The sequence below is a fragment of the Acidovorax sp. GW101-11A03 genome (genome assembly GCF_059424825.1).
Genome location: NZ_JBWKZU010000027.1, coordinates 1 through 12,220, shown reverse-complemented (window position 1 = coordinate 12,220; position 12,220 = coordinate 1). Strand labels below are relative to the sequence as shown.

6 protein-coding genes and 1 pseudogene are annotated in these 12,220 nt (G+C 68.5%); 5 read left to right on the top strand and 2 right to left on the bottom strand.

Annotated elements, in window-relative coordinates; all coding sequences use genetic code 11:
• Nucleotides 1-266: 266 nt before the first annotated feature.
• Nucleotides 267-3,842: an indolepyruvate ferredoxin oxidoreductase family protein gene (locus AC07Z7_RS12950; RefSeq protein ID WP_494766454.1), complete on the bottom strand. Its 3,576-nt coding sequence runs from the start codon at nucleotides 3,840-3,842 to the stop codon at nucleotides 267-269.
• 188 nt (nucleotides 3,843-4,030) lie between these two features.
• On the opposite strand from AC07Z7_RS12950, the gene AC07Z7_RS12945 reads away from it, so the two are divergent.
• From AC07Z7_RS12945 to AC07Z7_RS12925, 5 genes are all read left to right on the top strand, one after another.
• Nucleotides 4,031-4,516, top strand: coding sequence for an Lrp/AsnC family transcriptional regulator (locus AC07Z7_RS12945; RefSeq protein ID WP_094289647.1), 486 nt, complete (start codon nucleotides 4,031-4,033; stop codon nucleotides 4,514-4,516).
• A 387-nt stretch (nucleotides 4,517-4,903) separates the two neighbouring features.
• Nucleotides 4,904-7,903 (top strand): DUF2339 domain-containing protein, encoded by a 3,000-nt coding sequence (locus tag AC07Z7_RS12940; protein WP_494766453.1) that lies wholly within the window; start codon nucleotides 4,904-4,906, stop codon nucleotides 7,901-7,903.
• On the top strand, nucleotides 7,900-9,387 hold the full coding sequence (locus AC07Z7_RS12935) for a DUF3999 domain-containing protein (protein ID WP_494766452.1): 1,488 nt from the start codon (nucleotides 7,900-7,902) through the stop codon (nucleotides 9,385-9,387). The genes AC07Z7_RS12940 and AC07Z7_RS12935 overlap by 4 nt, the downstream gene beginning before the upstream one ends.
• Before the next feature lie 82 nt (nucleotides 9,388-9,469).
• Nucleotides 9,470-11,227, top strand: coding sequence for an MFS transporter (locus AC07Z7_RS12930; RefSeq protein ID WP_494766451.1), 1,758 nt, complete (start codon nucleotides 9,470-9,472; stop codon nucleotides 11,225-11,227).
• Between the two features lie 91 nt (nucleotides 11,228-11,318).
• Nucleotides 11,319-11,762 (top strand): hypothetical protein, encoded by a 444-nt coding sequence (locus tag AC07Z7_RS12925; RefSeq protein ID WP_494766450.1) that lies wholly within the window; start codon nucleotides 11,319-11,321, stop codon nucleotides 11,760-11,762.
• Between the two features lie 75 nt (nucleotides 11,763-11,837).
• On the opposite strand, the pseudogene AC07Z7_RS12920 reads toward AC07Z7_RS12925, so the two are convergent.
• Nucleotides 11,838-12,220 (bottom strand): annotated as a pseudogene (locus AC07Z7_RS12920) (hypothetical protein); the annotation flags it as partial.

Below are 12,220 nucleotides of genomic sequence, written 5' to 3'. Positions count from 1 at the left end.
AAAACCGCCAACGGCCAGCGCCAAAGCGCCCGCCAGGGCGGAACAGGACATTGTATGCGGCGCCCTGCCCGCGCCCCAAGGGGTAAGACCCAGGCCTGCGGCGGGTGTTTGCCCAGGCACACAGGTGCGGCAGACAGGGGGCGAAAAATCCATCAAAAATCGGCTTCTGCGCACATTTGATGAGCGCAGGTAGCTATGTTTTTGATAGTAAAAAGCCCGCGCAAGCGCGGGCTTTCTCCTTCAAGGTGCTGCTGGTTTGCAGAACTTCAAGCCGCCTGGCGCTGGCCGGGCGCCGCCTTGCCGCTGCGCCACTGGGCCATCAGGCCGTCCCATTTGGGACGCGCCGCTTTCAGGTGGCGCTCCTTCACATGGCCGTAGCCACGGATCTCTTCGGGGATGCGCGCGATCTCCACGGCCAGGGCCAGGTTGTCGGCGTTCAGGCGGGCCAGCAGCTCGTCGATGCAGGCGCGGTACTCGACGATCAGCGCGCGCTCCATGCGGCGCTCCTCGGTCTTACCGAAGATGTCCAGTGCCGTGCCGCGCAAGCCCTTCATCTTGGCCAGCAGGCCGAACGCGCTGCGCATCCATGGGCCGAATGGCTGCTTGACCAGCTCACCCTTGTCGTTCTTCTTGGCCGTCATGGGCGGCGCGAGGTGGTGCACCAGCTTGTAGTCGCCTTCGAACATGTTGGCGATCTTGTCGGTGAAGGCCTTGTCGGTGTGCAGGCGCGCCACCTCGTACTCGTCCTTGTAGGCCATGAGCTTGAACAGGTAGCGGGCCACGGCCTCGGAGAGCTTGGTGCTGGTCCCCAGCTTGGCTTCTGCCGCCTTCACCTTCTCGACAAAGGCCTGGTACTCGGCGGCATAAGCCGTGTTCTGGTAACCGGTGAGGAACTCCACGCGCTTGGCGACCATTTCGGTCAGCGAAGGTTTCTTCACGAACTGGATCACCTGCGCCGCCTGGAACAAGGCCTGCACGGCCGCCAGGTCGTGCGCGCAGCGACGGCCCCATTCAAACGCCGCCTTGTTGTTCTCGACCTGCACGCCGTTCAATTCCATGGCGCGCATCAGCGATGCGTGGGTGAGCGGCACGCGGCCCTTTTGCCAGGCGTAGCCCAGCATCAGCGGGTTGGTATAGATGCTGTCGCCCAGGAGCTGCGTGGCGACCTGTTCGGCATCGAAGCTGCCGACGCCACCCGCGCCCACGGCGGTGGCAATGGCTGCATCGCAGTTGCCGCCAGGGAACTGCCAGTCCGGGTTGTTCACAAACGCGGCCGTGGGCGTGCTGTGGGTGTTGAGCGCCACAAAGGTGCGGCCGGGCTGCATCACGGCCAGCGTGTACTTGTGTGCGGCCACGATGGCGTCGCAGCCGATCACCAGGTCGGCCTTGGCGGTATCGACCTTGGTGGTGTAGATGGCGTCGGGCCGGTTGGCGATCTGGATGTGGCTCCAGGTGGCGCCGCCCTTCTGGGCCAGGCCCCCGGCGTCCTGCGTGATGACGCCCTTGCCGTCCAGGTGCGCGGCCATGCCCAGCAGCGAGCCGATGGTGATCACGCCCGTTCCGCCCACGCCGCCGACCACGATGCCCCAGGCGCTTTCGGCCACGGGCAGCACGGGCTCGGGGATGTTGGGCAGCGACGAGAGGTCGCCCTTCTTCTCCTTCTTGGGCTTCTTGAGCTTGCCGCCTTCCACCGTCACAAAGCTCGGGCAGAAGCCGTTGACGCAGGAATAATCCTTGTTGCAGGTGCTCTGGTTGATGCGGCGCTTGCGGCCGAACTCCGTCTCCACCGGCTCCACGGAGAGGCAGTTGGACTTGGTCGAGCAGTCGCCGCAGCCCTCGCACACCAGCTCGTTGATGACCACGGTCTTGTCGGGCGTGGCCAGGGTGCCGCGCTTGCGGCGGCGGCGCTTTTCTGTCGCGCAGGTCTGGTCGTAGATGATGACCGTGCAGCCCTTGATCTCACGGAACTGGCGCTGCAGCGTGTCGAGTTCGTCGCGGTGGTGCACCGTCACGCCCTCGGCCAGCGCCACGCCGTCGTACTTGTGCGGCTCATCGGTCACGATGATCAGCTTGGCCACGCCTTCGGACTTCAGGCTGTTCATGATTTGCAGCACCGAGTGGCCCTCGGGCCGCTCACCCACGGTCTGGCCGCCGGTCATCGCCACCGCATCGTTGTAGAGCACCTTGTAGGTGATGTTCACGCCCGCCGCGATGCTCTGGCGGATGGCCAGCAGGCCGCTGTGGAAGTAGGTGCCATCGCCCAGGTTGGCAAAGATGTGCGCGTCGGTGGTGAAGGGCTGCTGGCCCACCCAGGTCACGCCCTCGCCGCCCATCTGCGTGAAGGTGCTGGTCTTGCGGTCCGGCATCCAGTTCACCATGTAGTGGCAGCCAATGCCGGCCACGGCGCGCGAGCCTTCGGGCACGCGGGTGCTGGTGTTGTGCGGGCAGCCGCTGCAGAACCAGGGCGTGCGGTCGCCGGTTTCCACCTTCAGCTCGGCCATGCCGCGCTCGGCGGCCTCGATGACGGCCAGGCGTGCGTCCATGCGGGCCACCACGTCGTCCGGCACGCCCAGCTTCTTCAGGCGCTTGGCGATGGCCTTGGCGATGATGGCCGGCGTCAGGTCGGCCTTGGCGCGCAGCAGCCAGTTCTGGCTGGGGTTGGGCATGCTCCACTCGCCGCCCGTCGCATCGCCCTCGGGCTCGTCGAACTTGCCCAGCACATTGGGGCGCACATCGGGGCGCCAGTTGTACAGCTCTTCCTTGAGCTGGTATTCGATGACCTGGCGTTTTTCTTCCACCACCAGAATCTCTTGCAGGCCCTGCGCAAAGTCGCGCGTGATGGTGGCTTCGAGCGGCCACACCACGTTGACCTTGTGCACGCGGATGCCCAGCTGGCGGCAGGTGTCGTCGTCGAGGCCCAGGTCCACCAGCGCCTGGCGCATGTCGTTGTAGGCCTTGCCGCTGGCGATGATGCCGAAGCGGTCCTGCGGGCCTTGCACCACGTTGTAGTTGAGCTTGTTGGCGCGGATGTACGCCAGGGCCGCGTACCACTTGTAGTCCATCAGGCGCGCTTCCTGCTCCAGCGGCGCGTCGGGCCAGCGGATGTGCAGGCCGCCGGGCGGCATCACGAAGTCCTCGGGCAGGATGATCTTCACGCGGTCGGGGTCGATGTTGATGCTGCTCGACGACTCCACCACCTCCTGAATGGTCTTCATGCCCGACCACACGCCCGAGAAGCGGCTCATGGCAAACGCGTGCAGGCCCATGTCCAGAATCTCCTGCACGCTGCTCGGGAAGAACACCGGCGTGCCGCAGGCCTTGAAGATGTGGTCGCTCTGGTGCGCGGCCGTGCTGCTCTTGCTGATGTGGTCGTCGCCCGCAATGGCGATCACGCCGCCGTGCTTGGCGGTGCCCGCCATGTTGGCGTGCTTGAACACGTCCGAGCAGCGGTCCACGCCCGGGCCCTTGCCGTACCAGATGCCGAAGACGCCGTCGAACTTCTTGCTTTGCGGGTACAGGTCCAGCTGCTGCGTGCCCCACACGGCGGTGGCGCCCAGCTCTTCGTTCACACCGGGTTGGAAGACGATGTTGTTGGCCGCCAGGTGCTTTTTGGCCGCCCACAGCGCCTGGTCATACGTGCCCAGCGGGGAGCCCCGGTAGCCGCTGATGAAACCCGCCGTGTTCAGCCCGGCCACGGCATCGCGCTGGCGCTGCAGCATGGGCAGGCGCACCAGGGCCTGTACCCCGCTCATGAAGGCCCGGCCGTGGTCCAGGGAGTATTTGTCGTCGAGCGTGACGGTTTCCAGCGCCTTGCGGACGGATTCGGGCAACGGGGCATTCATGGCTATGTCTCCAATGGCTTCTTTGTGGGGCCGGGCCTTGTGGGCCGGTGGGGCAGGAGCCATCCGCCCGTTTAGGGCAGCGGCTCCAATGTGGAGGTAAGTGTATGTCTGTGCCGCTGATATGTCTTTGCTTTGTGTGCCGTGTTTAGGCTATTCTGAGAAAGGATCTTTCTCTTTTCCGCCATTTTGTGAACACTCTCGACAAATTCGATATCGCCATCCTCAACGAGCTGCAGGCTGACGCGCGCCTGACGAATGCCGAGCTGGCCCAGCGCGTGGGCCTGTCGGCCGCGCCCTGCTGGCGCCGCGTGCGGGCGCTGGAAGAGCAGGGCTTCATCAAGGGCTACCGCGCCGAGATCGACCGGCACAAGATCGGCCTGGGGGTGCTGGCCTTTGTGCGGCTCGATGCCGACCGCAGCACCGGCAACCTCACACGCAAGATGGAGGAAGCCATTCGCCAGATCCCCGAGGTCGTGTCCTGCCACTACATCAGCGGCACCGGCACCTTCGAACTGCAGGTGGTGGCGCGCGACCTGGACAGCTTTTCGCAGTTCGCGCGCGACGTGCTGCTGAACTTGCCCAATGTGAAAGACATGCACACCAGCTTCTCGCTGGGCGAGGTGAAGGCCAGTGGGGCGCTGCCACTCACGCACCTGGCGCGGGTTAAAGGATAATTGCTACTAATTTAATAGCTATTATGGCTTGATGGACGGGCGCAGAGGCTTGTTTTGGCCTCAAATCCGGGCAGCACAAGCCCCTCCCGGGGCAAGGGGCGCGATGTGGCAGGGCGCCCTGCAGCAAGGTAACAAGGCGTTAGGGCATGGTTCCTGCGCAGGGTGTGCTGTATAAGCCTGCGGAACCACAGCGGGGCTGCCAAGCTGCCGCACGCACCCACTCCGTCACCCGCCTGCAAGGCCCTGCACCTCGTGTCCCTGACCGGGGTGTTGGTTCGCAAGGCGGCTGCGCGAGCGGTTGCCGGTGGGTCTACCAATACGACGGCTTCCTTCGCGCAAAGCCCCAGGGCCTGCCGACCGGAGCCTAGAAAAGAGGGCGAGGGCGGCATGATCATCTGGGGCATTTTCTGGGGCGCTGTGCTGGGCTCGTGGTTCGGCGGCTACGGCGACTTCGGACCGTTTGTGGGCGGCATTCTGGGCTTCTTCGCCGGGCTGTCGCTGCGCTGGGCGATCCGCTCGGCCATCCGCACCGAGCTGCAGGCGCATGCCGCCAAGGCCACCGTCCAGCCCACGCGGGCCCCCCAGGCAGCGCCGGTTGCCGAAGACCGGCCTGTGGCGGCAGCGCCCGTGGCGCAAGGATCCGTGCTACAGGCACCCCCTCCACCGCCCACCACCAGCGACACCCCTCGGGATGCGGACGACGCTTTTTGGACCGGCGAGCTCACGCCGCAAGGCCTGCCGCGTATCCCTGCGTTGACTCCGGCGGCGGCCCCGGTAGCCGCCCGCACGGATGCGCCCGCCGCGCCCTTCGAGCCCCGCAAGATTGCCCAGCCCGCCTCACCCAACCCCATCGAGCTGGCCGTGCTCGTAGCCAAGAACTGGCTCCTGGGCGGCAACACCATCGTGCGCGTGGGCCTGGTGATCCTGTTCATCGGCCTGTCTTTCCTCGCACGCTACGCCGCCTCCGCCGGGCTGCTGCCGGTTGAATTCCGCCTGGCGGCGGTTGCAGCGGTGGGCATTGCGCTGCTGGGGGTGGGTTTCCGCAAGCGCACCGACAAGCCCGGCTTTGCGCTGGCCCTGCAGGGCGGCGGCGTGGCGGTGATGTACCTCACCGTGTTTGCGGCCTTCCGGCTCTATGGGCTGCTGCCGCCGCTCTGGGCCTTCGGGCTGATGATCGCGGTCTGCGCCGCCAGTTGTGCGCTGGCGCTGCTGCAGGATTCGCGGGCGCTGGCGGTGGCGGCGTTCGCCGGGGGCTTTGCGGCACCCATCCTGCTGTCCACAGGCCAGGGCAGCCACGTGGGCCTGTTCAGCTACTACACCCTGCTCAACCTGGCGATTCTCTTCATCGCCCACAAGCGCTCCTGGCGCGTGCTCAACGTGGTGGGTTTTGTCGCCACCTTTGGCGTGGCCACGGCCTGGGGGGCGCTCAAATATGTGCCCGACTACTACGCCAGCACGCAGCCCTTCCTCGCGGGCTTTGTGCTGATCTACCTCGCCACCGCCATCCTCTATGCGCGCAACACGCCGACCAAGCTGGGCAAGACGGTGGACAGCATGCTGGTCTTCGGCACGCCACTCGTGGGCTTTGGCCTGCAGGCCGGGCTGGTGCAGCCGTTTGAGCTGGGCGCGGCCTTCTCGGCACTGGCCTTTGCTGCGGTCTACCTGCTGACCGCGACCATGCTGGCGCGCCGCGCGCAAGCCAGCTGGCGCCTGCTCACCGAGTGTTTCATCGCCATCGGCGTGGGTTTTGCCACGCTGGCCGTGCCGCTGGCGCTGGATGCGCAGTGGACCTCGGCGGTGTGGGCGCTCGAAGGCGCGGGCGCCTTCTGGGTCGGCATGCGCCAGGCGCGCTGGATGCCGCGTGCCTTTGGCCTGGTGCTGCAGGTCGTGGCCATGCTGGCGTTCATGGGTGGCGTGGACAGCGGGGGCCTGCAGGTCTCGCCCCTGCCGCTGGCCAACCCGGCCTTCCTGGGCGCGATGCTGATTGCGTTGCCCGCGCTGCTGCTGGCCTGGTGGCTGCGCCAGCCGCTGCCCCACAGCGGTTCGGCCTGGGCCCAGGGCTATGCCAGGGTGGAGGTGCTGCTGCCCAACCCGGCCTACCTCTACGGCTTTGTCTTCTGGTGCCTGGCCTGGTGGCTGGAGATCACGCGCAGCGTGCCCGCCACCGAGGCGAATCAGTGGCCCGTCCCGGTGTTCTCGGGCCGCGTTGCCGAACTGCTGGGCATGCTGGCCGTGGTGCTGAGCGCCGCGCTGTCGATGGTGCTGGGCCTGCGCACGCGCTGGGCCGTGGCCACCTGGCCCGCGCGCGCCACCATCGGCGTGCTGGCGCTGGGGTTCGTGGCGCAGGTGGTGGACGGCCACCGTGTGTTGAGCACCCCCGCCTGGGCCGTGTGGCCCATCGTGCTGGCGCTGCATGGGTGGATGCTGTGGCAGACCGACGGCTTGCAGGCAACGGGCACTGAAGGCACGTCCGCCCACAGCGCGTCGCGCTTCGGCTGGTTCCACGCCGCCACGGCCTGGCTGGTGACCTTGCTGCTGGCCGACTGCCTGTGGTCCGGCATCGGCAAGGCCGAGCTGTGGCGCACCTCGTGGGCCGGTGTGGTCCTGCTGGTCAGCGCGATTGCGGTGCTGATGCTGCTCGCGCTGTGGGCGGGCCGTGGCAACCAGCCTGCGGCACGCGCGGCGCTGCCCTGGCCGTTGAACCCCCATGCCGAGGCCTACTACTGGTTGGCGGCCCTGCCCCTGGCGGTGCTGGTGTTCGGGGGCGCGCTGCTGGCCGCCGTGCATTCGTCCGGCCACACGGCGCCGCTGCCTTACATCCCGCTGCTCAACCCCACCGACCTGACCCTGGCGCTTGCGCTGGGCGGCCTGGTGTTCTGGCGGCGCGTGCTGCTCGCAGCGCTGCCGCCCCCGGCCCGTTCGGGCGGGGTCACCGGGCGCCATGCGCTGGTGGCCTTGGCGCTGCTCGCGTTCATCGTGATCAACACCGTGTGGCTGCGCGTGGCCCACCACTTCTTTGGCGTACGCTGGGACGCCTCGGCGCTGTTCAACAGCTTCGTGGTGCAGACCGGCTACGCCATCCTGTGGACGCTGCTGGCGCTCAGCCTGATGGTGCTGGCACACCGCCGCGTGCAGCGGCCGCTGTGGCTGGTGGGCGCGGGCCTGCTGGGTGTGGTGGTGGTCAAGCTGCTGCTGATCGATCTGTCCAACGCGGGGGGCGCCGAACGCATCATTGCCTTCATCGCCGTGGGTGTGCTGATGCTGGTGGTGGGCTACTTTGCGCCTTTACCGCCCAAGTTAACTCCCAAGTCGCCACCCAAGGCAGCCACCCCTGCGGAGCCTGCCGCGCCACCGCTGGCGCCATCGCAACCAGAAACACTGCCATGAAGAAGCCTGTCGCCCTGAAACTGCCCCTGGTGCTGGCCGCCGCCTTGTCCCTGTGCGCCAGCGTGGCCCAGGCGGCGGCCGATGCCAACAGCCCTGCGGCCTACGCCATCCGCGTTCCTGTCACGCTCGCGGCCGATGCGCCGCTGCAGCGCGTGATGCTGCCCGCCGAGGTGCTGGTGCGCCTGCAAAGCCCGGGCTATGCCGATGTGCGCCTCTTCAACGGCGCGGGCCAGCCCGTGCCCATGGCACTGGCCGGTGTGGCGGCGGCCAGCGCGCCCGAGGAGTCGGTGACCCTGCCCGCCTATCCCATCCTGGGCGCCGCGAGCACAGGCACGGCCGGGCTGGAAGGCCTGTCGCTGCGCATCGAGGAGCGCCAGGGCCAGCGTGTGGTGCAGATCGACACGGCCGGCACAGCAGGTGCTACTGCCACTGCCACACAAGCCGTGCGCGGCGCGCTGCTCGACGCGCGCAATGTGCAGCTGCCCGTGGCCCGCATGGCCCTGGACGTGGATCTGCCAGCGGGCCAACCCGTGACGTTCCGGGTGCAGGCCAGCAAGGACCTCAAACATTGGCAGCCGCTGGCCGAGACCGTGCTCTACCGCGCCGACGCTGCGGCGGCGCCCACGGTGTCCACTGCGCCAGGCCGCCTGGGCAACGAGCAGATCGACCTGCAGCGCGCCGACCTGAAGGGCCACTACCTGCGCGTGACCTGGGGCGACGCAGCAGTCACCCTGCGTGGCGCCACGCTGGCCACCTCGTCCAAAACGGGCCCGCGCGAGCGCGTCAGCGCCAGCATGGCCACGCCCGCCCTGGCCAACCCGCGCGAGCTGGTGTTTGCGCTGCCGTTTGCCACGCCGGTCGCCGCGCTCGCCATCACGCCGCCCGGCAGCAATGTGCTGATTCCTGTGCGCGTGCTGGGCCGTAATCACCGCGAGCAGCCCTGGTCGCCACTGGCCAGTGCCGTGGTCTACAAGATGGCAACCGGCGGCAAGGAACAGGCCAGCGGACCCGTGGAGCTGGGCGGCGCCTCGGTGCGCGAGATCAAGATCGAAGCCGACCCCAAGACCCCCGGTTTTGCCGCTGCACCCGCTTTGGCGCTGCAGTTCGAGCCCGCGCAGCTGGTGTTCCTGGCCAGCGGACAGGGACCCTTCACGCTGGCGGCCGGGCTGCCCGGGGCCACGGCGGCGGCCAGCGCCTTCCTGCCCCTGGCCAGCCTGGTGCCGGGCTACCAGCCCGCGCAAGAGAACCAGCTGCCCGTGGCGCTTGCCGATGTGGCCCGGGCCGACATCACCGGCGGCAAGCCCGCAGACGGCGCGCTGGTGCCCGCTGCGGCGGCCAGCGGCGGCATCTCCACGCGCAGCGCCGTGCTGTGGGGCGTGCTGCTGGCGGGCGTGGCGGCACTCGGGCTCATGGCCTGGCTGCTGCTGCGGCAAACCAAACAGGCGGGCCACCAGGCCTCGGCTGCGCCGACCGATGCGGCGTGACGAGACGCGCGGGGCATGCTTGCAGTCGGCTATTTAGCGCGGAACCACCACGTCCACGCCAACCGTCGCACAATGCGCAGACATGCCGCCATTGCCGTCCCACGAAAGCACGCGCAGCGTTGCGCCCCCGCCCTCCCCTGATGCCCCGGACCTGAGCCCGGGCGCCCCGCCGCAAAGCGATGCGGCTGCAGACCGTGCCGCGCGTGCGGATCTGGCGCATGGCACCGAAGAGTCCGTCGCCGCCCAGTTGGGGGACAGCGCGGCGCTGAACCAGGCGGCTTCGCTCTCACCGTTTGCGCCCTTGTCGGTGCCCGTGTTCCGCATGCTCTGGCTCACCTGGGTGGCGGCCAACACCTGCATGTGGATGAACGACGTGGCGGCCGCCTGGCTCATGACCACGCTCACCACCTCGCCCGTGCTGGTGGCGCTGGTGCAGACCGCTTCCACGCTGCCGGTGTTCCTGCTGGGCCTGCCCAGCGGCGCGCTGGCCGACATCCTGGACCGGCGCCGTTACTTCATCGCCACGCAGTTCTGGGTGGCGGCCGTGGCGCTGGTGCTGTGTGTGGCCATCCTGGCCGGGGGCATGACGGCGCCGCTGCTGCTGGCGCTGACCTTTGCCAACGGCATTGGCCTGGCCATGCGCTGGCCGGTGTTTGCGGCCATCGTGCCCGAGCTGGTCAGCCGCCCGCAGCTGCCCGCCGCACTGGCGCTCAACGGCGTGGCCATGAACGCCTCGCGCATCATCGGCCCGCTGCTGGCGGGCGCCATCATCGCCAGCGCGGGCAGTGCCTGGGTGTTTGTGCTCAACGCCGTGCTGTCCCTCATTTCCGGCTTCACCATCATGCGCTGGAAGCGGGTGCACACGCCCAGCCCGCTGGGGCGCGAAAAGCTGACCAGCGCCATGCGCGTGGGCCTGCAGTTTGTGCGCCAGTCGCCGCGCATGCGCGCCGTGCTGTGGCGCATCTCCATCTTCTTTCTGCACGCCACCGCGCTGCTGGCCCTGCTGCCGCTGCTCGCCAAGGGGCTCGAAGGCGGCGGCGCGGGCACCTTCACGCTGCTGCTGGCCAGCATGGGCGCGGGCGCCATCACGGCGGCCATGTTCTTGCCGCGCCTGCGCCAGGCCATGGCGCGCGATGTGCTGGTGATACGTGGCACGGCGCTGCAGGCCGCCGCCACGGGCGTGATGGCCGTGGCGCCCAATGTGTACGTGGCCGTGCCCGCGATGTTCGTGGCGGGCATGGCGTGGATCACCACGGCCAACTCGCTCAGCGTGTCGGCCCAGCTTGCCCTGCCCAACTGGGTGCGCGCGCGCGGCATGTCCATCTACCAGATGTCCATCATGGGCGCCACCGCGCTGGGCGCCGCCGTGTGGGGCCAGGTGGCCACGGTCACCGACGTGCATGTGAGCCTGGGCATTGCCGCCGCTACCGGCGTGCTGGCCATGTGGGTGGTGCAGCGCCTGGTGGCCGACCGCAGCATGGAAGAGGACCTGAGCCCCTCGCGCGCCTTCAAGGCCCCGGTGGCCGACACACCGCCCGGATCAGGGCACCTGGTGGTCACCATCGAATACTTCATCGACCCCGCCCGCGCCGCCGAATTCCGCGCCGTGATGCAGGAAAGCCGCCGCAGCCGTCTGCGCCAGGGCGCGCTGGGCTGGCAGCTGCTGCACGACATCAGCCAGCCCGCGCGGTATGTGGAGCGCATCGAAGATGAGTCGTGGACCGAGCACCTGCGGCGGTTTGACCGCGTGACGGCCTCGGACGTGGCGCTGCGCGACCGCAAGCTGGCCTTCCATGTGGGCGATGCGCCGCCGCGCGTGACGCGGTGGACGGTGGAATAGGCGCCTGCCTGTAGGGGGCCTCCCCGGCTTCGCCTACCATGGCGGCCTTCCCAGCCTGACCGCGTGCCCTTGGCGGGCCCGCCCCTTCCGCATGCCGAGCTATCTGCGTTCTGTCCTCTGGACCCTGGCCCTTGGGGCCCCTGCCATCCATGCCGCCGCCCCCGACCCCGCCCTGCTCGGCTGCTGGCGCGCCACCAAGATCGTGCTGCACACGCCGGATGGCGAGAAGGCTGAAGACAGCTCGGGCCGCTGCTCGCTGCAGTTCAAGGACGACCAGTTCGACTCCGTCTGCAAGACCACCAGCGGCGTGTCCACCACCACCTACCGCTACCAGGTGGTGCGGCCCCAGGTGTATGCGGCCACCATGGCCAGCAGCAGTTTTCGCACCGAGATGGTGGGCTCGACGCGTGAATACGAATACCGCATCGACGGCGACCGGCTGCGCACCGTGACCGTGCCCCCGGCCATGGCGTTTGCGGCGGCGGCTGCAGCCCCCCGCGTGGAGACCGAGGCGGCCCGGGTGGCCTGCCCGTAAAGGCAGTGGATAACTCCTGTTTTGATAGCTAACAAGGCAGTACCAACAGGCGGTAGCGGCCAAAAAGGTCATTAGTCAAACCACCGGTGGGCTTGCGGGGGCGGCGCCAGCCCCCTCTGCCGCACAACTGCGTTGCAGGATCCCCATCAGCACCGTGCGCAACAGCGGCGTCAGGGCCTCAGCGTTTGCTCCGTCCTGCAGCGCGGCAGCCAGCGCCGCGCCATGGGCGGCCACCGTGCCGGTGACCTCGGCGTGCCAGCGCGCGGCCCTGGGGGCAGCATCGCCCGGCGGCATGCGCTGCTGGTGGGCGATGGCGAGGTAGTGGCTGCAGGCCGCTTCGGCGGCGTGTTGCAGCAGGTCCTGCCGCCCTTCGTCTTTCTTCTGCAGCGATCGCACCACCCAGGCCGTGGTGCCGCCCAGCAGCGCGCCCAGGGCTGTGCCTGCGCCCAGGGTCAGGC

Coding starts and splice junctions, on each gene's coding strand:
- AC07Z7_RS12935 (WP_494766452.1), top strand. CDS start 7,900: ATGAAGAAGCCTGTCGCCCTGAAACTGCCCCTGGTGCTGGCCGCCGCC.
- AC07Z7_RS12925 (WP_494766450.1), top strand. CDS start 11,319: ATGCCGAGCTATCTGCGTTCTGTCCTCTGGACCCTGGCCCTTGGGGCC.
- AC07Z7_RS12930 (WP_494766451.1), top strand. CDS start 9,470: ATGCCGCCATTGCCGTCCCACGAAAGCACGCGCAGCGTTGCGCCCCCG.
- AC07Z7_RS12940 (WP_494766453.1), top strand. CDS start 4,904: ATGATCATCTGGGGCATTTTCTGGGGCGCTGTGCTGGGCTCGTGGTTC.
- AC07Z7_RS12950 (WP_494766454.1), bottom strand. CDS start 3,842: ATGAATGCCCCGTTGCCCGAATCCGTCCGCAAGGCGCTGGAAACCGTC.